This window comes from Bradyrhizobium sp. WBAH42 (assembly GCF_024585265.1).
Classification (GTDB): domain Bacteria; phylum Pseudomonadota; class Alphaproteobacteria; order Rhizobiales; family Xanthobacteraceae; genus Bradyrhizobium.
The window spans coordinates 682,216-704,515 of sequence record NZ_CP036533.1 but is presented as its reverse complement, the minus strand read 5'-3'; the positions used below and the strand labels follow the sequence as shown (position 1 = coordinate 704,515).

Annotated in this window: 18 protein-coding genes, 1 other RNA gene and 1 pseudogene; 11 read left to right on the top strand and 9 right to left on the bottom strand. The window is 61.8% G+C overall.

The window, feature by feature from the left end; all coding sequences use genetic code 11:
• The first annotated feature begins 309 nt into the window (after positions 1-309).
• The 3 genes from DCG74_RS03355 (at position 310) to rpoN (ending at position 6,383) form a co-directional block, all read left to right on the top strand.
• Complete coding sequence (locus tag DCG74_RS03355; protein ID WP_172789657.1) at positions 310-933, top strand: J domain-containing protein; 624 nt, start codon at positions 310-312, stop codon at positions 931-933.
• A 1,134-nt stretch (positions 934-2,067) separates the two neighbouring features.
• Complete coding sequence (locus DCG74_RS03350) at positions 2,068-2,853, top strand: LuxR family transcriptional regulator (RefSeq protein ID WP_306558134.1); 786 nt, start codon at positions 2,068-2,070, stop codon at positions 2,851-2,853.
• 2,024 nt (positions 2,854-4,877) lie between these two features.
• The gene (gene rpoN, locus DCG74_RS03345; protein WP_172789658.1) at positions 4,878-6,383 is read left to right on the top strand and encodes an RNA polymerase factor sigma-54; all 1,506 of its coding nucleotides are present in this window, start codon (positions 4,878-4,880) and stop codon (positions 6,381-6,383) included.
• Between the two features lie 1,064 nt (positions 6,384-7,447).
• Here the strand turns inward: rpoN and DCG74_RS03340 are convergent.
• A complete protein-coding gene (locus tag DCG74_RS03340) occupies positions 7,448-7,768 on the bottom strand; it encodes a DUF3768 domain-containing protein (protein ID WP_172789659.1) in 321 nt (106 codons plus the stop codon).
• A gap of 326 nt (positions 7,769-8,094) precedes the next feature.
• On the opposite strand from DCG74_RS03340, the gene DCG74_RS03335 reads away from it, so the two are divergent.
• From DCG74_RS03335 to dapE, 4 genes and pseudogenes are all read left to right on the top strand, one after another.
• Positions 8,095-8,397, top strand: a complete 303-nt coding sequence (locus DCG74_RS03335; RefSeq protein ID WP_172789660.1) for a hypothetical protein — start codon at positions 8,095-8,097, stop codon at positions 8,395-8,397.
• Positions 8,390-8,824 (top strand): hypothetical protein, encoded by a 435-nt coding sequence (locus DCG74_RS03330; protein ID WP_172789661.1) that lies wholly within the window; start codon positions 8,390-8,392, stop codon positions 8,822-8,824. Before DCG74_RS03335 ends, DCG74_RS03330 begins: the two co-directional genes overlap by 8 nt.
• Before the next feature lie 1,416 nt (positions 8,825-10,240).
• Positions 10,241-10,357, top strand: a pseudogene (locus DCG74_RS03325) (transposase); the annotation flags it as partial.
• A gap of 51 nt (positions 10,358-10,408) precedes the next feature.
• Positions 10,409-11,575: a succinyl-diaminopimelate desuccinylase gene (gene dapE / locus DCG74_RS03320; RefSeq protein ID WP_172786710.1), complete on the top strand. Its 1,167-nt coding sequence runs from the start codon at positions 10,409-10,411 to the stop codon at positions 11,573-11,575.
• A 173-nt stretch (positions 11,576-11,748) separates the two neighbouring features.
• On the opposite strand, the gene truA is transcribed toward dapE, so the two are convergent.
• From truA to def, 3 genes are all read right to left on the bottom strand, one after another.
• Positions 11,749-12,486, bottom strand: coding sequence for a tRNA pseudouridine(38-40) synthase TruA (gene truA, locus DCG74_RS03315; RefSeq protein WP_172786709.1), 738 nt, complete (start codon positions 12,484-12,486; stop codon positions 11,749-11,751).
• Between the two features lie 119 nt (positions 12,487-12,605).
• Positions 12,606-13,529 (bottom strand): methionyl-tRNA formyltransferase, encoded by a 924-nt coding sequence (gene fmt / locus DCG74_RS03310; RefSeq protein WP_172786708.1) that lies wholly within the window; start codon positions 13,527-13,529, stop codon positions 12,606-12,608.
• 135 nt (positions 13,530-13,664) lie between these two features.
• Positions 13,665-14,192, bottom strand: a complete 528-nt coding sequence (def, locus tag DCG74_RS03305; RefSeq protein WP_036041776.1) for a peptide deformylase — start codon at positions 14,190-14,192, stop codon at positions 13,665-13,667.
• A 169-nt stretch (positions 14,193-14,361) separates the two neighbouring features.
• On the opposite strand from def, the gene DCG74_RS03300 reads away from it, so the two are divergent.
• The 3 genes from DCG74_RS03300 to DCG74_RS03290 all read left to right on the top strand — a co-directional run bounded on the left by DCG74_RS03300 (position 14,362) and on the right by DCG74_RS03290 (position 17,561).
• Positions 14,362-15,561 (top strand): DNA recombination protein RmuC, encoded by a 1,200-nt coding sequence (locus DCG74_RS03300; RefSeq protein WP_172786707.1) that lies wholly within the window; start codon positions 14,362-14,364, stop codon positions 15,559-15,561.
• A 150-nt stretch (positions 15,562-15,711) separates the two neighbouring features.
• Complete coding sequence (locus tag DCG74_RS03295) at positions 15,712-16,014, top strand: GIY-YIG nuclease family protein (RefSeq protein WP_172786706.1); 303 nt, start codon at positions 15,712-15,714, stop codon at positions 16,012-16,014.
• Between the two features lie 182 nt (positions 16,015-16,196).
• Positions 16,197-17,561 (top strand): MFS transporter, encoded by a 1,365-nt coding sequence (locus DCG74_RS03290; RefSeq protein ID WP_172786705.1) that lies wholly within the window; start codon positions 16,197-16,199, stop codon positions 17,559-17,561.
• A gap of 118 nt (positions 17,562-17,679) precedes the next feature.
• Here the strand turns inward: DCG74_RS03290 and DCG74_RS03285 are convergent, their stop codons facing one another.
• The 5 genes from DCG74_RS03285 to ffs form a co-directional block, all read right to left on the bottom strand.
• Positions 17,680-18,114, bottom strand: coding sequence for a hypothetical protein (locus tag DCG74_RS03285; RefSeq protein ID WP_172786704.1), 435 nt, complete (start codon positions 18,112-18,114; stop codon positions 17,680-17,682).
• 29 nt (positions 18,115-18,143) lie between these two features.
• Entirely contained in the window at positions 18,144-18,746 is a 603-nt protein-coding gene (recR, locus tag DCG74_RS03280) for a recombination mediator RecR (protein WP_025032504.1), read from the bottom strand.
• Position 18,747: 1 nt separating this feature from the next.
• Positions 18,748-19,068, bottom strand: coding sequence for a YbaB/EbfC family nucleoid-associated protein (locus tag DCG74_RS03275; protein ID WP_172786703.1), 321 nt, complete (start codon positions 19,066-19,068; stop codon positions 18,748-18,750).
• Positions 19,069-19,100: 32 nt separating this feature from the next.
• Positions 19,101-20,939, bottom strand: a complete 1,839-nt coding sequence (locus DCG74_RS03270; protein ID WP_172786702.1) for a DNA polymerase III subunit gamma/tau — start codon at positions 20,937-20,939, stop codon at positions 19,101-19,103.
• 96 nt (positions 20,940-21,035) lie between these two features.
• Positions 21,036-21,132: signal recognition particle sRNA small type (ffs, locus tag DCG74_RS03265), an RNA gene on the bottom strand.
• Positions 21,133-21,315: 183 nt separating this feature from the next.
• Between ffs and DCG74_RS03260 the strand changes: the two genes are divergently transcribed.
• Positions 21,316-22,161 (top strand): transporter substrate-binding domain-containing protein, encoded by an 846-nt coding sequence (locus DCG74_RS03260; protein ID WP_172786701.1) that lies wholly within the window; start codon positions 21,316-21,318, stop codon positions 22,159-22,161.
• Positions 22,162-22,300: the final 139 nt, after the last annotated feature.

The following is a 22,300-nucleotide window of genomic DNA, read 5'->3' as shown; positions in this document are numbered from 1 at the left end:
GACTCTTCGAGCGCGTTATCACCCAGATTGCAGCGAAGCTCCCGCTTTCTTCGTATTCACCGCCCGTTCCGTTCAAGACCTCTATGTGCAGAACCCGACAGCAAATGGCAGTTGAGTCGATCTGAATCGCAAAGAGATGCTTGCCTGAACCAAGCTCGCAGTCCTGGCACGTCGATTGCTGAGAACCGCCTGCTACATCATGCCACTAACTAGACGCAAAGCCCGAGACAGATCCAACTCGGCCGTCCAAACCAATTCTCTAGCAGACAAGCGGCGCTGTTAACTACCGCTCCGCTAACGGAGCCAGTCATGCTGATCGACGCCTCCAGAATCTTCGATTCCATTCGCATCAACAAGAAGGAAGCGCGGGAGCGCCAGACCGCGGCGCTATGTGAATGGCCTGGTTGCCAGAACAAGGCTACTCATCCCGCGCCCAAGGGCCGCGACAACGCGCGCGAATACTGGCACTTCTGCATCGACCATGTTCGCGAATACAATGAGTCCTACAATTTCTTCTCGGGAATGGACGCGGAAGCGGTCGCGCGCTACCAGAACGAGGCGCTCACCGGCCATCGCCCGACCTGGAAGATGGGCGAGAACATCAGCACCCGCAAAATGGCCGCCAGCGCGGCCGATTTCGAGGATGACTGGCATGCCTTCTGCACGCAACTCGAGCTGAGCGGACGCGCCGGTGCCCGCCCCCGCGCGGTGGCCAAGCCTGAGGCGCACAAGATTTTAAATGCCGAGCGGAAAGCGTTGCAGGTGATGGGCCTGAATGCCAATGCGACGCTCGGCGATATCAAGGCGAAGTACAAGGCGATGGTTAAGCAGCACCATCCCGATGCCAATGGCGGCGACCGCTCTACGGAGGATCGCCTGGTCGAGATCATCAAGGCCTACCATTATCTGAAGAACGTGGTGCGCGAGAGCTAGGCCGGCCACGATTTGAACGGCTTCACACCACTCGCCGCTACGTAGCCCGTCATCGTAAGGCTGCATCCGAGCTGGCGTGTAATCCGCTTCAGACCGCCACGCCTACGCCCGCGAGGCGCAGCATCTCCGCCACGTCAGCCAGAGTCTTTATCAACATCGCGCCCGGATCATTCCACGACGAGCCTTCCGTGATTCTTTCCTCTTTCATTCGCTCGCTCCGCGGCGTTGCAAGGAGAAGGCAAGTCCTCACGACGCCGAAGGGGGGGGCGCAAAGCCGCGCCACAGCGAAACGCCGAAAGCGCCGGTCCTCATCTGCTCAAAGACGCCGCTAGACCAAACTGCTGCTCCGCTGCTCGAATTCAAGGATGGAAAGGTCCTTACTCGATTTGGCTTGCGCCTTAGGACCGCACTCACAGGCAGCGCTCATCCGCGCTCCGCGTCAATGCAGGTGAGGCAACCGGCCTTTAATCACGCTCTTGATCTATATCAATTCGATGTCGCGCCTGAGACGTTGTCGCACGTTTGATGTATGTTGCATCCGCTCGAAGCGCCTCAGATGATACCGTCTTTCTCTGAGTGCCTCTCTCTTAAGGGGAATTTTGCCAAATCGGAAGGTGGTACGAGAATTGCTGTGCCCACCATGCTGGTTCTTGGAAGTCCTGAGGATCGCATGCACGCTGTCGTCCTTATCAAGCAGCTCGTTGTCAATGTCCGCGAGTGGCGGCCCAACATGCGCAAGCGCCTGAGAGGGGCTGCACCGGTCCGCGACCTTAGGTGTGCCGAGCTGCGCGAAGAGTTCCGTGTCGAGCGCACTTCTTTACGTCGGCGCTCGAGACGTTGGTGTGTTCTTACGAGAAGTGCTGACCTTGTCCGCCGCAACCGTTGCATCATTTGCCAGCCGTTCTTTCGAGAGGTCTGGATACGCACGCGACGATTCGGCAGCTCGGACAGCAACCGGACCGGCCGGCAACGAACGAAGACAGCTCCGCGTTGGCTCGACCTGGGGGCGGCGCGCATCGGTTTGCCCCACCTATCTGATCGGTGCGCGCCGGGACCGGGTCAAACATTTCGGGCCCGGCGCTTGAGCTGCAAGAAGCAGAGCCAACATCTGTAAAAGTAAAATGGGAAATAGAAATGGATGACCAATCGCACGGCGCAATGCCACTCTCCTCAATCAGACGGGAAAGCCGCGGGCCAGACCTATTCAGCTTCGTCGAATGTGCTACACAGACCAGATCAATCAAAGCGCTGTTCGATCTTCTTGTGAATTGCGCGAGCAATGAAGGCTTTAATAAAGTCGCGTACGGAGCACTCACCTGCTCGAATGAGCGTCGTCTGCTGGACTATCTGCCGCCGCCGCCAACTATAAACTTCCCGTCTGATTGGTGCCAACGCTATGCTGAGCAAGAGTATGGAGCGATCGACCCGGTAGTCCGGCGGACAGCAATGCTGCCAAGGCCCTTTCTTTGGGATGAACTAACCTGTCGATATGAACTGCAGCCCCGTGAGCTGCGCGTCTTACGCGAGGCCAGAGAAGCAGGTCTTAAGCATGGCATAAGCGTGCCATTGTTTGGATCGCAAGGCCGATTGGCTTTCGTTTCGTTTGCCTCTCCCTTCGACGATGCCGATCCACGGGATCGCATGGCTCATCTCACGACATTGGCGTCGGCATTTCACAACGCTGTCGCGCAGATTACACAGCCGCTTGATGAAGATTGCGAGACAGACATTCCGCTAACAGAGCGAGAAATAGAGTGCCTATACTGGGTCGCAGAAGGAAAGTCAGCCTGGGTAATCGGGAGAATTGTGAAGGTCAGCGAGAATACCGTCAACTTTCACATGAAGAACGTCGTCAGAAAGCTAGGGGCGGCGAACCGGACAAATGCTGTACACAAAGCAACCCGACGCCGCCTGATTTAACTCCGCGCCCGTTCAAAGGCACGATCAAAGGCCCCGTCCTCGGGCGGGCTCTTCCGTTATTGCCGCCGATCGGGAGAACCGATCTCAAGTGGCCTCGACGATGTACTTCAACGGAAGCGGCTCAAACCAGATAGCTGGGCAGGCAAGCGCATCAGGCGCGCGTATGCGGTGTCCCTCAACACGCGGTGTGGACTTGGGGCGTCGTCGTTGCATGCAAGTCTCGTTGCGCCAGACTCAATCCGCCTCTCAAGCGATCTAGTGTTGCTAAACAGGAGGATCAACGAGACGGCGGAAGACGCCGACATGATCTTCAGTCTCTCCAGCAACCGTCCCGAGGCGATCTAGACCGCGCCAGCCGTCCCGGCCTTATCGATCAGGCAATCGAGGTGCCGCTGCCTGATGCGATTCGCCGAGGCAAGGTGGTTCGCCGTATGGCAGCGGCTTGCCGGTGGACGAAGCCGTATCGCGAAGCCGTGCGCTTCACCGCGGGGGCAGCGCCGCCTTACAATTGTAACGCGATTTCGATCAACGTGAAGCTACCTGCTCGTGCAGCGAGGTCAATCGCCTATCTAGGCATTGTGGTAAGGGTTCTCCAGCGCAACGACCTTGCCGCATGTTGATCTAGCAGGAGGTGAGCAGCCCAGGACAATACTGCCGTGGCGGCCGCTGATGCTAAACGGTCTTGATCTTGATCCCCGCTTGAACGTTTCGTTTGGCCGCTCAATGGTGTTAGTAACCGGTATGAGATCTGCCGGTGTCAACGTTCCGCTGCGGTGTTCTACCAGCGCTGGTGTATGTAGTACCATCGGCGCAGAGGCACGAATTGCGGGTCCGGCGATACAGGCAATGAGCCGGGAGTTCGAGTTGGGAGCTGGCCACCTCTGCGACTCACTGCGTTGTAGCAAGAGCCCTAACTCGCACTTGTCGTCTCGCCGCAGCTCAGATGCCGATGAGACGAGTGATTGGACTCGGTATCCAGCGAAGCTTCGGCGGGATGTTTGGGGTGGCGGCAGGCTCCGCCGGCAGCACTGATATGACGCGGAGTGCGTCAAAGCGCTGGCAAGACTCTGCTGGCCAGCGATCAGGTGGTGCTCGAGGTCATACGCAACAGCATGGCGGTCTACGCGCGTGCGGACGCCTTTCGCCCCGTGTGATTGTCGGCAGTCCGCTGCAAGCGAAGCAACTCGCGCAGGCTCTCGACGAACCGACAAGATCGTACCGGTCACGCCGGCCAATTTGGAGGAGAAAGGTATCCTTCCCAGATCCAGATGCGTGAGAGGCCCAGAAGCGACATCGCGAATACGTTGGACCCTTCGCCAGGATAAGCCGAAGCGCAGGCACAATAGTGTCCGCTATTGGATCTTCCGCCGAGGCCTCAGCAACTTGAGGAAGGGACTTGTTTTTGACGCACATGGGGCAGGCGATGCGCTAACAAGCGGCGGGCTTTAGGCAGCCGAACGCGACGTAACCTCGCAATCTCTTTTGGCGCAAGGCCGATCTCGCGGCCAGTTCAACCCGCCACCTCAACTGTTTTGACTGGCAGCCTTAGTGCCAATCCGTTTGGGCGACGTTCTTCCGTAATTGGCTTCAAAGTTCGTGCCAATTCCGAGCGTGCAGCAAGGCTCTTTGTTAATGGGCTATCAGAGTGGCGGGCAGGCACCGATCCTAAGCCCAGCGCACCTTTTGCCGGTGGTCGTACGGGATGGTGTAGGATCGCGGCTACTCTCAGAAGTCACCGAAACTGCCGCGGACCGCCCAGTCCTTCATCGGAGTGTCGCACAGTGAAACTGTCCTGTTGGTTCATGTCCTCGGGTCAAAGTGCCACCTCCTAATCTTTAGTTCTCTAGTCTCACGGACAACGGAACTTAACGAAGGAGTTCCGCAATTGTTTCGGTGTCCAGCTGTTGGCTGCCTTCATTAAATATCTGACCTCGCATCTGCTTTTGCGCGACATCAAAGCGGGTGGAACAGCTCCTGACTAGATGAGCAAAACGCGGGCCAACTTCAGTAAAGGTTCTTGCTTCATGGCGCTCACGCAGAGATTAGAGTTCCGGCAGTCGCAGTCCCTCATCATGACGCCGCAGTTGATGCAGGCGATCAAGCTGCTGCAATTGTCCAATCTCGATCTCACGACCTTCGTGGAAGAGGAGCTCGAGCGAAACCCGCTGCTCGAGCGAGCCAATGAGCATGTAGCTGGCGCCGAGGCCCCGACCGAAATCGATCAGGTCAGCGGCGAACAGCTGGCCGAGGCGGCGGCGCGCAACGCCCAGGATGCCGCGCCGACCACCTATACCGAATGGGGCGGCGGCGCCTCCGGTGACGAAGACTACAATCTCGAAGCTTTTGTCGCGGCCGAGACAACGTTGTCGGACCATCTCGCCGAGCAGCTCTCGGTGGCCTTCACGGCGCCCGCGCAGCGCATGATCGGCCAGTACCTGATCGACCTCGTCGACGAGGCCGGCTATCTGCCGCCCGATCTCGGCCAGGCCGCCGAGCGTCTGGGCGCGTCGCAGGCCGAGGTCGAAAACGTCCTCGCCGTGCTGCAAAAATTCGATCCGCCCGGCGTCTGCGCGCGCTCTCTGAGCGAGTGCTTGGCGATCCAGCTGCGCGAGCTCGACCGCTACGACCCCGCGATGCAGGCGCTGGTCGAGCATCTCGATCTGCTCGCCAAGCGCGACATCGCGGCTCTGCGCAAGATCTGCGGCGTCGACGATGAGGACATCGCCGACATGATCGGCGAGATCCGCCGCCTCAATCCCAAGCCGGGCATGAAGTTCGGCTCGGCGCGCCTGCAGACCATGGTGCCCGATGTCTATGTCCGTCCGGGTCCCGACGGCGGCTGGCATGTCGAGCTCAACAGCGACACCTTGCCGCGCGTGCTGGTCAACCAGACCTATTATTCCGAGCTGTCGAAGAAGGTCGGCAAGGACGGCGACAAGTCCTACTTCACCGATGCGCTGCAGAACGCGACCTGGCTCGTGCGCGCGCTCGACCAGCGCGCTCGCACCATCCTGAAAGTGGCGACCGAGATCGTGCGCCAGCAGGACGGGTTCTTCACCCATGGCGTCGCGCATTTGCGGCCGCTCAATCTGAAGGCCGTCGCCGACGCCATCCAGATGCATGAATCCACGGTGTCGCGCGTCACCGCCAACAAATACATGGCGACCAACCGCGGCACGTTCGAGCTGAAATATTTCTTCACGGCCTCGATCGCCTCGGCCGACGGCGGCGAAGCGCATTCGGCGGAAGCGGTGCGTCACCATATCAAGCAGCTGATCGATTCGGAGGAGCCCTCCGCGATCCTGTCGGACGACACCATCGTGGAACGCTTGCGCGCCTCGGGCATTGATATTGCCCGCCGCACGGTCGCGAAGTACCGCGAAGCCATGCGCATACCCTCCTCGGTGCAACGCCGCCGCGACAAGCAGTGGTCAACGATCAACAATCGAGCATCGGCAGGAACTGGCCTCCAGGAAGAAACTCCCAGCCGTCGATTTGGACTCCACAAGCTACGCTTTGGATTTCTCTGAAAGGGTCCTCAAGCCGCTGCGGTCGTCAGGATTGGATTGCCTCAGCTCCGGGGTGTCGGGGTCGGAGTAGTCATGGTACTGCTCATAGGCTGTCGTAGAAACGGTTGCCCTGCCGCCTGGTTCGGCATGACGCGATGGATGAAAAGTGTGATGGGGTTTGTATGGGTGGTCATCGAAGAACCGTATCTCCGCGATCACGCGGTGATAGGTGGTGAAAGGTGCCGCGCGCGCAATCGCTCACACGCTGCGGATATGCGACGAAGCTCTTCGAGTCGTTCGGGTGAGAGTTGACCGCAGATCGGGACGCATCACCACATCATAGGGAAGTGGCTTGCGAACCATAGACTCGAGACTATGGCTCTAGCGGCACGTTTGCAGTATGGAGTCCGCTCACGCGTGCCGAGGAAGCCAGATGTGCTTTTCAATTAAGGGGATGCGTTCAAGGGCGTGATCTATTTCTTTTCGGTAGGCCGGTGACATTGCCAGATTGTTCACCCAAGTCTTCAAGAACCACGACGGATATCGGCAATCTCCACATGAAGAGATTGAAATGTTCGCTCGCGTCGATTCGAAAAGAATCGAATTCGTCTCTAAAATCGCCGACCTCACAGGCCTAAGAGCGGACGCACGAGCTCTCTTGAGCTCAGCAGGCCACTCAACGTCATGAAACTATAGGCTATAGTCGCTCTATTAGGTTAACTTCCGTGTGCGCGGAAGCGGGGTCTAGCTATAGCTAGGATGCGTTGGAAGCAGCCGGAGCCAGCAGCGAGTAAAATGAAGTCATGAGTCTCGCCGCCTCCATTCCAGGTCTTCGTTTTCAGTGATTCGCGAGCAGGAGACGAGAGGTGCAACTGATGCCGCGAACGTTGCGGCGCGTATTGCTTTTGCGAGACAAGTCGAGAAAAAGAACCCCCGCATGAGCGAGGGTGCGGAAGCGAGGTCCGAGGTAAATCCGCCTGATAGGGGCCTGAGCGCGGCAGGCCTATGGTCCCCGCAACGGTACTCCTCCTGCTGAAGCATTGATCCGCCGCGTCTAGATGGGAGGCGGTCACTTCTTGCTTCATTCAGTCCTCGCTGGGGAGCATCAGCGTGAGCACACGCGTAGTCCGCCTTGGATCACTCGGATCTTCGGAGCCGTACCACATATCCTCGTCGTAGTAGTCGATCTTCCAGAAGAACCTCCGACCGACCAGGTCGAAGCTCCCGAAGTCGTGCTCGCCGCGGGGGTCGTTCTCCTGTGTAAATCGGGAGAAATCCGCCACCTGACGAAGCGCCTTGGCCTTGACGCACTCGGGTAGCTCTGCGACCCCGATTGTCATCATCACCTTACAGCCGCAGAACGTACGTCTGAAGGTGTCGTTGAGGAGAGCGACGCTATTCATCATCGCACTCCTCCGCGTCTTCGCTTCTATAGGGCGGCATGTGGCGTGCACTGCAGTGCGGACAATCATCGTCGCAATTGTACTGTCCACACATCGGTCCACTCGCGGTCGCATTCTGCGCAGTCGTAGCTTGCACCGGAATGAGAGCCATTCAAAGCCCGCTAGAGGTTTGTATGGGCGCGGAAGCTTGCCCAGCCGAACTGCCTTCGGGGTTAGGAAGCGTCAGTACTATGATCCGAGACTTTGGGTCGCAGGGGGTGAGAAACTGTTGCATCGCTCAATCAACTCAACATAAGATAGTGGAGCATTTTTAACGGAAGGGGGCGCGAATGGATCCCGCTACCGTTGCGCAAGCTATTGCTCAGATCATTGCTAAGATTAATGAGTTGAATGAACGATCGGCCGCGCAGGAATGGCAGTCCGAAGTTACGAGCAAGCTCGACTTAGTCATTGCTCAGAATGGCCAGATTATCGCTCTGCTGCGAGACCTATTTATGTTGATCCCCGCAGAGCTGGAGAGATTTTTCAACCAACCGAACGGCGCTGTTCGTCCTGGTGGTTTACAAAGTAACCCGCGTAGATCGCCGCGAAAGACAGGCATTCATCGATCAAACGATCGCGCACATGACTGAGTGGCTAGGCCACGCAGACGGCATGTTTGGTGCGGCCCTCAAACAACAACAAAAGATCATTTCTGACAACCGTCCGGTCCTCAGCCAGGTGCCGCGAGGTCGGGTTGAGCTCCACCGCGCGGAAAGCAGCGTTGAGATCGGCGGCAATCCCGATTTTCCGAGGACCATGCGATGCACAGCGTTCTTGCACACCAATATTCAGATCGACGAGGTCAACTTGACTCGCTCTTCCTTGGATCAAGAAGTGACGAGCGACTGTGGCGAGCTAATGCTTGATGGTCGTTTGGTGGAAGAAAAGATTTCCGCCATGCGAGTTCATATCGATTCACTTCTGGATACAATACGAAAAGCTGAGAACCGCAAGACTATTCTGGACGGACATATCACTGCCTTGAGAAGCATGATTGATCATCTACAGCACGCGTGAGGCTAGTCGCGCTGCTGGTGTTTTTTGAGCGGCAGACGCTGACGGATATGGAGTGGCGGTTTGCGAGCTCATGCTATCGGTTACACGCTCTTGTGGCTGTACGACAAGTATGCGTCAAGAACGGACGCCTAGTGTCGCGTAGGCATTGCATTGGCACGCGAGTGTCTAAGTAACAAATCCCGGCGTTATGAGGAGGTAGCTATGAGGCGTCTGCTCGCGATTGCTATCGCACTCGTTGTACCCTCAATCGGAGTGGACGCCAGAGCGGGATCCCTTGAGGACGACCTCAACGCATTCTATCGCAAGTAACAATCGACGAGCAGCGCGAACGTGCAATTCAATCAGCATCCGAGGTCCTTTCGGGGTTTCGATCACCACAGCTCGCCTTCGGCATAGACTTGAGCGTCGTAAGCACGTTGGCTCAAAGATTGCCTGCAATCACGTATGAAGGCGTGACGGTTATGGGTATTACTGCTGAACGCCAGCTGGTTCGAGTGGACATAGCGTTCGATAAAGTGTTTGACGCGATTGCTGCCGCTGGCGTCCCCATCCCGGAGTTGGTTGCGCAACTTAAGCCGCGCGTTGTTGGCTCCGCTGTCATCTATCTCGGTGTCACAAGTTCGGCCACTTCCTCGGCGGATCAGAATGTTATCCGGCTGCGGCTGTTGCCCGCGCTGCATAGTGTTCGGGTTGATCGTGTGGAAGTTGCCGACACCACTGTGCCCAACCTCCTTGTGGTACTGATAAACCTAGTAAACGCATTTTCAGACCGGATCAGTAGTTACCTGAGCTCCTTACCCATTTGCGATATCACTCTTCCCGCGGCTCCCTCGAGTACAGTCGCGCTACCGGATTCACTTGTGGTGCGGGCTCCCGATGGCGAACCGATAGCGGTTCAATTGCGTTCGAGGTCTGTTCCAGTCCCCGTTTCGATCATTGCGATTGCATGGCTTGTGGACGGAAATACCATCACGGCTATTGTTCGCCTCAATACCAAGCAGATGGACGGTCAATCTCCGTCGAGTCCGCCGACAAATTTCGAGGAGTTATCGACATCGTTCACAAAACTCCTCGCGGATGGGGGTTTCACCGGGCGTCGTCCATGCGGCCCGCACCCACAAAGGCCGCGCCGACGTCGCTGCTTGCATTAAATCGTTGAACCTATCCGATGATTCGACGCGCGGTCGCGCAACGGTTGGATTCGATAGACCCAATGCTGTCCGGCGGGGGGCGAGCTGCCGGGGCGTCCCACGCATTCCGCTTGCGGCGGAGAGGTCACCGCAGGTTGGGGTGCAGCAGTATTGAAGATATCCGCGAGAGGATTGGAGGACGCAGGCACCGTCGTTCGGCCTCTGACCTGCCACTGCGTATTTCCTCCAGAAGGAGTTAGAGTCCGGCCCGAAGAAGGACGGACAGATGAAGCGAGCAAGGTTCACGGAAGAGCAGATTATCGCGGTATTGAAGGAGCATGAGGCTGGGGCGAAGACAGCCGACCTGGCTCGCAAGCACGGTGTTTCCGAGGCGACGATCTACAAAAGAGACAGGCGCTAGCCCACCCGGCGGCATGCATGTTAAGCGGGGCGCATGACCGATGCTCTCTCGATTGCCCGCGATCTGATCCGTTGCCCCTCAGTCACTCCGGCCGATGCCGGCGCGCTCGGGGTGCTCGAAAAAGCCCTGAACGAAGCCGGCTTCCGCTGCCACCGCGTGACCTTCAGCGAGCCCGGCACGCCTGACGTCGACAATCTCTATGCGCGGATCGGCACTGAAGGCCCGCACATCACCTTTGCAGGCCACACCGACGTGGTGCCGCCGGGCGATGAGAGCGCCTGGAGCGTCGGCGCCTTCTCCGGAGAGGTGAAGGACGGCGTGCTGCACGGCCGCGGCGCGGTCGACATGAAGGGCGGCATCGCCTGCTCGGTCGCCGCGGTGCTGGAGCATCTGGCCGCCAACGGCGGCAAGCCGCGCGCGGATGGGACAGGCTCGATCTCGTTCCTGATCACCGGCGACGAGGAAGACGTCTCCATCAACGGCACCATCAAGCTGCTCAATTGGGCCGCCGCGCGCGGCGAAAAATTCGATCATTGCGTGCTCGGCGAGCCTTCCAACGTCGAGACGCTCGGCGACACCATCAAGGTCGGCCGGCGCGGCTCGCAATCCGGCACGCTCGTCGTCGACGGCGTGCAAGGCCATGTCGCCTATCCGCACCGCGCCTCCAATCCGGTGCCGGATATTTCGCGGCTGATCGTGGCGATCGCCGACGAGCCGCTCGACCATGGCAGCGCGCAATTCCAGGCCTCCAATCTCGAATTCGTCTCGGTGGATGTCGGCAACAAGGCCTTCAACGTCATTCCCGGCGAGGCCCGCGCGAAATTCAACATCCGCTACAACGACAACCACACCCAGGCGAGCTTGCGCGAATTGGTCGAGACGCGCCTCGCCAAGGCCTGCGGCAACCGCATCAAGGCGCGCATCGTCTGGGAGCCCTCGAACTCGAACGTGTTCGTGACCAAGCCGGGTCCGTTCACCGATCTCGCAGTGTCCGCAATCGAGGAGGTGACGGGCCGCAAGCCCGAGCTGTCGACCTCGGGCGGCACGTCGGATGCGCGGTTCATTTCCAGCTATTGCCCCGTGATCGAGTTCGGCCTGGTCGGGCAGACCATGCACCAGGTCGACGAGCGCGTGCCGGTGGCGGATCTGGAAAAGCTGACGAAGGTGTATCGCGGGATTTTGGCAAGGTATTTTGCTTGAGGCACTGTTGCCTCCATAAACACAAGTGTCATCGCCCGGCTTGACCGGGAGATCCAGTATTCCAGAGACAGCAGCGATTGAGTCGAGAGGCCGCGGCGTACTGGATGCCCCGCCTTCGCGGGGCATGACACCGAGGGTTTAGTAAGAGCGTGCCCGCTCTCTGCGCCGCGCGCCTAATAATCCACCTTCATCAGATACAGCCCCTCGGGCGGGGCGACGATGCCGCAGGCGGCGCGGTTGCGGGCTGCGAGGGCGGCGGAGAGATCGTCGGCGGTCCAGCGCCCTTCGCCGACCCAGACCAGCGATCCCACCATCGAGCGCACCTGGCTGTGCAGGAACGAGCGTGCCGAGGTGATGATCGTGATCTCGCGGCCGTCGCGGGTCACGTCGAGCTGGTCGAGCGTCTTCTCCGGCGATTTGGCCTGGCACTCGGTGTCGCGGAAGGTGGTGAAATCGTGCTTGCCGAGCAGGCGCTGCGCCGCCGCATGCATCGCGCCAGTATCGAGCTTGCGCGGCACGCGCCAGGCGTGGCCGACATCGAGCGCGAGATTGGCGCGGGTGTTGACGATGCGATAGCGGTAGTGGCGCTTGACCGCCGAGAAGCGTGCTTCGAAGGTGTCAGGCACGATCTCGGCCTCGAGCACCGCGATCGGATGCGGACGCAGATGCGCGTTTAGCCCATCGCGAAAACGGCCCGGCGGAAACTGCTTGTCGACGTCGACATGGGCGACCTGACCGCGCGCATGCACGCCGGCATCGGTGCGGCCGGCGCCGTGCACGCGCAAATCCGCTCCGGTCATCGCCTTCACGGCCGCCTCGAGCGCGCCCTGCACCGACGGCAGCGTGTCCTGCACCTGCCAGCCGAAGAACGGTGCGCCGTCATATTCGATGGTGAGCTTGTAGCGGGGCATCGTGTCCAGTTTCGCCGTCATTGCCCGCGAAGGCGGGCAATCCAGTACTCCGTAGCCTATCCGATTGACCGAGAAGCCTCGGCGTACTGGATACCCCGCCTTCGCGGGGTATGACAGTGTCAGGTGAATTTGGATCCCGACCTCAACGGCACGCCGCGCAGGAAGTCCGCGGCCTGCATGCGGGCCTTGCCCTCGCGCTGCAGCTCGATGATGCGGATGGCGCCGTCGCCGCAGGCGACGGTGAGGAGATCGTCGAGCACCTCGCCAGGGGCGCCGGCGCCTTTCGCCAATTCGCAGCGCAGGATTTTTACGCGCGCATTCTCGAGCTCGGCCCAGGCGCCGGGGAACGGCGACAAACCGTGGATGTGGCGCAGCACCGCGCGCGCGGGCTTGCTCCAGTCGATCCGCGCCTCGGCCTTCTCGATCTTGGCGGCGTAAGTGACGCCGTCCTCGCTCTGTGCCTTGAGCTGGAGGCCACCGCGTTCGAGCGCGGCCATGGCGCGCACCATCAGGTCGGCACCCAGGCGCGAGAGGCGATCGTGCAGGTCGAGCGCGGTCATGCTGTCGGTGATCGCGATGCGCTCGGCCATGGCGACGTCGCCGGTGTCGAGACCGACATCCATCTTCATCACCATCACGCCGCTCTCGGCATCGCCGGCCATGATGGCGCGGTTGATCGGCGCCGCGCCGCGCCAGCGCGGCAGCAGCGAAGCGTGCAGATTGTAGCAGCCGAGCTTTGGCGCATCGAGGATCGCCTGCGGCAGGATCATGCCATAGGCGACCACGACGGCGGCATCGGCCTCGAAGGCACGGAACTCCGCCAGCGCCTCCTCGGTCTTCAGCGTCTTCGGCGTCAGCACGGGAATGCCGAGCTTTCGCGCGGCTTCCTCGACCGGCGTCGGCTGCAATTGAAGGCCCCGCCGGCCGCCCGGCTTCGGCGCGCGGGTGTAGACCGCCGCGATGTCATGACCATGCGCGACCAGCTCGAGCAGCGTCGGCACGGAGAAATCGGGCGTGCCCATGAAGATGAGGCGGAGGGGCATGTGGCTGCGTTCGGTGAGAGTTCTGGTTTTCCGTCATGCCCGGGCTTGTCCCGGGCATCCACGGTCTTTGCGACTAGGCAAGCAAGGCGTGGATGGTCGGGTCAAGCCCGGCCATGACGATGAGAGAGATGAGCCCTACTCCGCCGCGCGCTTGGCGGCCTTCTCGAACTTCTTCATGACGCGGTCGCGCTTGAGCTTCGATAGATAGTCGACGAACAAGACGCCGTTGAGATGGTCGATCTCGTGCTGGATGCAGGTGGCGTAGAGGCCTTCGGCATCCTCCTCATGCACCTTGCCGTCGAGATCGGTGAAGCGCACGCGCACCTTCGCGGGCCGCTCGACCTCCTCGTAATATTCGGGGATCGAGAGGCAGCCTTCCTCGTACACCGACAGCTCCTCGGACGAGGCGATGATCTCGGGGTTGATGAAGACCCGCGGCAGCGGCTTGGTCTCGCCGTTCTCGTCGCGCTTGGCGAGGTCCATGGTGATGAGACGCAAGGGCTGCGCGACCTGGATCGCCGCCAGGCCAATGCCGGGCGCGTCGTACATGGTCTCGAACATGTCGTCGGCAAGCTTGCGGATCTCGGCCGTGACCTTCTCGATCGGCTTGGAGACCAGACGCAGCTGCTTGTCGGGCAGGATAATGATTTCTCTGAGGGCCATGGCCGCGATTTAAGCCGCGCGCCGGATGCGGTCAATGCGGCCAGGAACCCGTTAACCCCTCGCTAACCATAAAACTTCGCCTTTCGTTAACCATAAAAATTAGGGGGTGGTTAACCCCGATCGTTCCCTCTTCGTTCGCGAATATCGGCGAATCGCGTTAGAAGGGCCCATGAACGAGATCATTTTCATGCTGGGCGACTGGCCGGTGCGCACAATCGATGCGCTGATCGGCTTCGGTGCGCTCGTCCTCATCCTGCTGGTTGTGATTACGGTCGTGATCGCGCGCTCGGGGCGGCGTGGCGCGGAACTCGCCATGGCGCATGCGATCCGGGCCGACGAGCTCGAGGAGCGCCTCGCCCAAGTGCTGCACGCCCAGAGCGAGGCCTCGGGCCGGGTCGACGCCATGACCCAGGCGCTGGCGGGACGTCAGGCCGAGATGGCGCGGGCGGTCAACGAGCGGCTGGATTCGGTGACGCATCGCGTCGGCCAGTCCATGGAACATTCGACCCGCAACACCATGGAGAGCCTGCGCGCGCTGCATGAGCGGCTCGGCATCATCGACAACGCGCACAAGAATCTCACTGATCTCACGACACAGGTGACGACGTTGCGCGACGTGCTCGCCAACAAACAGTCGCGCGGCGCGTTCGGCCAGGCGCGGATGGAGGCGATTGTCCAGGACGGTCTCCCCAAGGGATCCTACGAGTTCCAGTTCACGCTCTCGACCGGCAAGCGGCCGGACTGCGTCGTGTTCCTGCCCGACCAGCGCCCGCTCTGCATCGATGCAAAATTCCCGCTGGAGGCGATGACGGCGCTGCACGACGCCCGCACCGACGAGGAGCGGCGCGTGGCCACGCAGCGGCTGCGCAGCGACGTCATGAAGCATGTCAGCGACATCGCCGAAAAATATCTCGTCACCGGCGAGACCCAGGAGATGGCACTGATGTTCGTGCCGTCGGAATCGGTCTACGCCGAGATCCACGACGGCTTCGACGACGTGATCCAGAAGGCCTATCGCGCCCGCGTCGTGCTGGTGTCGCCGTCGCTGCTGATGCTCGCGATCCAGGTGATGCAGCAGATCATGAAGGACGCGCGCATGCGCGATGCCGCCGACCAGATCCGCACCGAGGTGATCAAGCTCGGCGACGATCTCGGCCGCCTGCGCGACCGCGTCCTCAAGCTGCAGAAGCATTTTGCCGACGTGAACGAGGACGTGCGCCAGGTGCTGATCTCCGCCGACAAGATCGAGAAGCGCGCCGGGCGCATCGAGGAGCTCGATTTCAGCAAGAGCGATGCGGTGGAGGGACCGCGCCTGGTGGCGACTGGCGCGGCCGAGCTGTTTCCGCGGAAGCTCCAGGCGGGGGAGTGAGATTGGGGCACACTGTCATGCCCCGCGAAGGCGGGGCATCCAGTACGCCGCGGCGGTTGTGATGGAACCGAGACGCTGGTGGTTACTGGATCGTCCGCCCCAGTGCGCAATTGCGCACAAGGCGGACGATGACGGTGGTGAGATAGTCACATGGGTGCACGCCATTACTACGTCTACATTCTCGCCAGCCGAATTGGCGGCACGCTCTATATCGGCGTGACGAACGATCTCATCCGCCGAGTGGCGCAGCACAAGTTGAAGCCCATCGAAAGCTTCACGGAGAAGTACGACGTCGCCCGACTTGTCTACTTCGAGCAGTTTGACGATCCCGAGAATGCGATCAAGCGGGAGAAGCGGCTGAAGAAGTGGAACAGGGCGTGGAAGGTTCGGTTGATCGAGCAGCATAACCCAAACTGGGATGATCTCTATCCTGGTATAGCCGGACCACCATAGCGCCGTCATACCCCGCGAAGACGGGGTCTCCAGTCCGCCGCAGCAGTTGTGATTGAACCGAGCCGCTGGTGATTACTGGATCGTCCGCCTTCGCGGACGATGACACCGAGCGTGTTGAAAGCTCTCCCGTCTGACCAGCTACCGCGAGAGTCTTTTCCCCCAGAATCTGCTAACACCTCCCCATGACCGCACCCGACGCGACCTCCTCCGCCGTGACCGCCGCCCCTGCGCCCTCCTGGCGCGAGAGCCTTGCCGTTTACCTGCAGCCGCGGGTGCTGATCGTGCTGTTTCTCGGCTTCTCCTCGGGGCTGCCGCTGGCGCTATCAGGGTCGACGCTGCTGGTGTGGATGCGGGAGGCTGGGGTCGATCTCAAGACCATCGGGCTGTTCGCGCTGGTCGGCACGCCCTATACGCTGAAGTTCCTGTGGGCGCCGCTGGTGGATGCGATGCATGTGCCGCTGTTCACCCGCGCCTTCGGCCGGCGGCGCGGCTGGCTGGTGTTCTCGCAGTTGCTCTTGATCATCGCGATCCTGCTGCTGGCGATGACCGACCCCGCACGCTCGCCGTTCTATGTCGCGCTCGGCGCGCTGCTGGTCGCAACCATGTCCTCGACCCAGGACATCGTGGTCGACGCGTTCCGGGTCGAGAGCCTGCCGGAGAGCGAGCAGGCCGCGGGCATGGCCGCTTACGTCGCGGCCTACCGCATCGGCATGCTGGTCTCGACGGCGGGCGCGCTGTTCATCGTCTCGGGCTTCGAGGGCACCGGCATTCCGCGCCAATCAGCCTGGATGTGGGGCTATGTGGTGATGGCGGCGATGGTGCTCATCGGGACGATCACGGCGCTGCTCGCGACCGAGCCCGAGCAATCGGCGCGGGCCGAGGCCGCGACACAGGCCGATACGGCTTTCGCGCGGGTTCTGCATGCGGCCATCGGCGCCTTCTCGGAGTTCCTGTCGCGCAAGGATGCGCTCGCTGCACTCGCCTTCGTGGTGCTGTTCAAGTTCACCGACGCCTTCTCCGGCACGATGACGGCGCCGTTCGTGATCGACCTCGGCTTCACCCGCAACGACTATGCGGCGATCGTGAAGGGCGTCGGCCTCGCGGCGACGCTGATCGGCGGCTTTGCCGGCGGTTTTGTCGCGCGGCGCTATCCGCTGGCGACGAGTCTGTGGATCGGCGGCGTGGTGCAGGCGCTCGCCAACCTCTCCTTCTCCTGGCTGGCCATCGTCGGCACCAACCAATGGGCGCTGGCGCTCGCCATCTGCGCCGAGAATTTCACCAGCGCCATCGGCACCGTGATCTTCGTCGCCTACCTCTCTGCGCTGTGCCAGAACCCGCTGCACACGGCGACCCAATATGCGCTGCTCACCGCGCTCGCGGCGGTGGGGCGGACCTATCTCTCATCAGGTGCAGGCTTCGTGGCGGATACCACGGGCTGGGCGATGTTCTTCGTGATCTGCGTGCTGGTGGCGATCCCGAGCCTGATGCTGCTGGCGTATTTGCAGAAGCGCGGGCATTTCGAGGCGCTGGGGCCGGTGAGGGTTTAAGCTGACGCTCTCACCACCGTCATTGCGAGCGAAGCGAAGCAATCCAGACTGCCCCCGCGGAACGATTTCTGGATTGCTTCGCTTCGCTCACAATGCCGGCCGAGGGAGTGGAGCGCCCCTACTGCTTCTTGATCAAGCTCCACTTCGTGATCACGGCTTCGCTCATCTGGCCGGGATCGCTGGCGCAGGCGACCTCGTCCACCTTCACGGAGATCTCCTTGCCGACGAAGGATTTCAGCTGCGCGGCCTGCGCGTCGCTGGAGGTGACGAGCTGGAACGTCTCGGGGCCGGTTTCGAGATTGCACAGCCCGTTCGGCGGCGGCAGGCGGCGCGGTTCCGACGTGATCTGGTAGGTCGCGACGCGCTTGCCGTTCTTGACGTCACGCACCTTCATCGCGTTGAGCTCGCCCGAGAGCACGTCGCCATTGTTGATCGGCTTGCCGGGCTTGGACGGCGGCGGCGCCTCGTCGCGTTGCTGCGCGGAGATGGCCGGGGTCACCAGCATCAGCATCGTCGCGACCAAAGCGAAGCGTGTGGCGAAAAGTTTCGTCATGTCGTCCGTTCCGTGGAAAGTCTGGATGGCTAGAACAGGGTGCGCTGCCGCATCGCAGCCGATAGCGTACCTTCGTCGAGATAATCAAGCTCGCCGCCGACGGGAACTCCGTGGGCGAGCCGCGTCACCTTCACATTGGCGTCCTGAAGCAGGTCGGTGATGTAATGCGCCGTGGTCTGGCCGTCCACCGTCGCATTCAGCGCCAGGATGATTTCATGCACCTCGGCTGCGTGGGCACGCGCCACCAGTGCGTCGATGGTGAGGTCCTGCGGGCCGACGCCGTCGAGCGGCGACAATGTCGCGCCGAGCACATGATAGCGACCCTGGGTCGCATTGGCCCGCTCCAGCGCCCAGAGGTCGGCGACGTCGGCGACAACGACGATGATGGAGGGGTCGCGCTTCGGATCGGTACAGACCGTGCAGGGATTTTGCGTGTCGATGTTGCCGCAGGTCTTGCAGACCTGGACCTTGTCCAGCGCCACCTGCAAGGCGCTCGACAGCGGCATCATCAGCGCTTCGCGCTTCTTGATCAGATGCAGCGCCGCGCGCCGCGCCGAGCGCGGACCGAGGCCCGGCAGCCGCGCGAGCAGCTGGACCAGCCGCTCGATCTCAGGACCTGCAACAGCGCCCATCTTATTGGCCGAACAGCCCCGGCGGCAGGCCGAGCCCGCCGGTGAGGGCCTGCATCTTCTCCTGCATGGCGGTCTCGGCCTTGCGGCGCGCATCACTGAGGGCGGTGACGAGCAGGTCTTCCAGCACCTCGCGCTCTTCGGCCTTCATCAGCGAAGGATCGATCCTGACTCCCTTGACGTCCATCTTCGCCGTCATGCGCACGGCGACGAGGCCGCCGCCGGAGATGCCCTCGACCTCGACGTTGGCGAGCTCGTCCTGCATCGCCTGCATCTTGGATTGCAGCTGCGCCGCCTGCTTCATCATGCCGAGAAAATCAGCCATGGGTGCGTGTCCTTGAAAACAAAGAATTGGCGCTAGAGATCGTCGTCGCCGTCGGAACCGTCAGGCGGATCGTCGCTGCCATAGTCGGCGTTAATATTGGTCTCCGGCGCCTCGGGGGCAAGCCTGCGGACCTCGACGACCTTGGCGCCGGGGAAACGCGACAGCACCTCCTGCACGCGGGGATCGGCTTCCGCGGTACGGGCATGCTCCTGCTTGGCCGCCTGGTTCACCGAGCGCAGCGTCGGCTGTCCCTGTTCGTTCGAGACGATCACGGTCCAGCGGCGGCCGGTCCACAGCTCGAACTTCTTCGCAAGCTCCGAGATCATGGTCTTGGAGGCGTTGGGCTCAAGCGCGACCTCGAGCCGGCCCTCCTCGAAACGAACGAGACGCATGTCGCCTTCGAGCGCGCCCTTGGTCATGAGGTCGCGCTTCTGCCCGGCGAGCGCAACCAGCTGGGTGAAGCTCGTGATCCGCAGCTGGGGTGCCGCCCCTTGCGGATCCGGCGCGGGCGCCGCCATCTGAGGTCGGGCGCCACCGCCAAACGCAGTCGGAGACGATGTCGGCATCCGCACAGGTGCTGGCGAAATCGGCGCAGCGGAGGCAACCGGCGCGGCGGGGGCGCCGCTGCGCGCGCTACTTCCACCGCTCACGACCGGCGAGCCGCCGCCGTTCTGCTCGAGCATCTTGATCGCTTCGTCGGGCGTCGGCAGGTCGGCGACATAGGCGATGCGCACCAGAACCATTTCCGCCGCGGCCGCGGGGCGCGTTGCGGCCTGCACCTCGGTGATGCCCTTGAGCAGCATCTGCCACATCCGCGACAGCACGCGCATCGAGATCTTCGAGGCGAACTCCTTGGCGCGCACGCGCTCGGTCTCGCCATAGGCGACGTTGTCGGCAGTCGCCGGAATGACCTTCACACGGGTGACGAAATTGACGAACTCGGCGAGGTCCGAGAGCACGACGATCGGGTCGGCGCCGACATCGTACTGGTCACGGAACTCCTTGAAGGCGGCCGCGATGTCGCCGCGCGCCAGCGACTCGAAGAGGTCGATGACGCGGGTGCGGTCGGCGAGGCCCAGCATCTGCCTGACGGCATCGGCCTTCACCTGCCCCGCTGCATGCGCGATCGCCTGGTCGAGCAGCGACAGCGAATCGCGCACGGAGCCTTCCGCGGCCCTCGCGATGATGCCGAGCGCCTCCGGCTCGATCTCGACGTTCTCCTTGGCCGCAATACTGGCGAGGTGCTTCATCAGCACGTCGGCCTCGACGCGGCGCAGGTCGAAGCGCTGGCAGCGCGACAGCACGGTGACCGGAACCTTGCGGATCTCGGTGGTCGCGAACACGAACTTGGCGTGCTCCGGCGGCTCCTCCAGCGTCTTCAGGAAGGCGTTGAACGCCGCCGTCGACAGCATATGGACTTCGTCGATGATGTAGACCTTGTAGCGGGCGCTGGCGGGGGCATAGCGGACGCTGTCATTGATCTGGCGGACATCGTCGACGCCGGTATGGGAGGCGGCGTCCATCTCCAGCACGTCCATGTGCCGGCTTTCCATGATCGCCTGGCAATGCACGCCCAGCGTCGGCATGTGGATGGTCGGCCCCTTCACCGATCCGTCCGGCATCTCATAGTTGAGGGCACGGGCGAGGATTCGCGCAGTGGTGGTCTTGCCGACGCCGCGGACGCCGGTGAGAATCCAGGCCTGCGGGATGCGCCCGGTCTCGAACGCGTTGGAGACGGTGCGGACCACGGCCTCCTGGCCGATCAGGTCGTCAAATGAGGAGGGGCGGTATTTGCGCGCCAGCACCCGGTAGGGCGCGTTGCCGGCCTGGCCGGCGCTGTCGGGTTCGGGAGGGGCGCCAGCGTCGGTCATCGGTCGATCCGCAATGAAATGTCTCTTGGCCGGCTTTTGCGGAAAGGAGCGCGCTGGCGGCTGGTGCCGCCGGCGCTGGTTCGCTCGGAAAAACAGGTAGGAGACTGACGAGCGACCCGATCCGGACCTCGTTAGGGCTGCTTCCTTCCGGACCTGACCCGGTTGGCGAGTGGCTCGTCCACCGCCAATCTCCCGGCCCCTATTTGGGGCCAAAGGGAGCGGAAAGCAAGCGGGTATCCGCTTGAACAGCTTGAGTTTGCCCAGCATCCGGGCAAATTTCGGCCTGCCCAGCCGATAGGCTGTGCTTTCGCTGCCGGGACCACCTTGCTAAGAACGCTGCCGGAACTCCACCCAACCAGAAAAGCGATTGATCCCAATGGTTACACGTCGTGATGTTGCATCGATTGTCGGATTTGGCGCGGTCGCCGCTGCCGCGTTGGCGGCGCCGGCCGTGGCCCAGACCGCCGATCCGAACGAATCGACCTTCGCCCGCATCCGCCGGACCAAGAAGATGCGGATCGGCGCCGTCGGCGGCGGCGCGCCCTATTACATGAAGGATCTGTCCAGCGGCCAATGGAAGGGCTTCTACATCGACATCGCCAAGGGCCTCGCGGACGACATGGAGGCCGAGCTCGAGATCACCGAGACCACCTGGGGCAATTCGGTGCTCGACCTGCAGGCCAACAAGATCGACATCTTCTTCGGCCTCAACCCGACCCCAAAGCGCGCGCTGGTGATCGACTTCTCGGTGCCGGTCTTCAACAACGCCTTCGCCATCCTCTGCAAGAAGGATTTCAAGCCGAAGAGCTGGGCCGAATTGAACTCGCCCGACATCAAGATCGCGGTCGACCAGGGCTCCTCGCATGACCAGGTCGTCAGCCGCCTGACGCCGAAGGCGCAGATCACGCGGCTGAAGACCGCCGACGATGCCACCGCCGCGCTGCAGACCGGCCGCGTCGACGCGCAGTGCCTGATCACCATGCTGTCGCTGACCGTGCTGAAGAAGAACCCCGCGCTCGGCCAGCTCGTGCTGCCGACGCCGATCTTCGCCACCACCTCGAATGCCGGCTTCCGCCGCGAGGCCGACAAGACATGGCGCGACTACGTCAACACCTGGATAGACTTCAACAAGGGCCTCGGCTTCATCCGCAACGCCATCATCACCAATATGGAGCTGGTGGGCGTGACGGAAGCGGACATTCCGCCGGGCGTGTCGCTGTAAGAGTAATGTTCGAGGCCGCCTCGCTCCGCACACTCCACTCCGCCCCCTCCCCCGCTTGCGGGGGAGGGTTGGGGAGAGGGTGCCTCCGCGGAGAGACTCCCCCAGAGGAAAGAGCCCTCACCCGCATCGCATCTTCGAT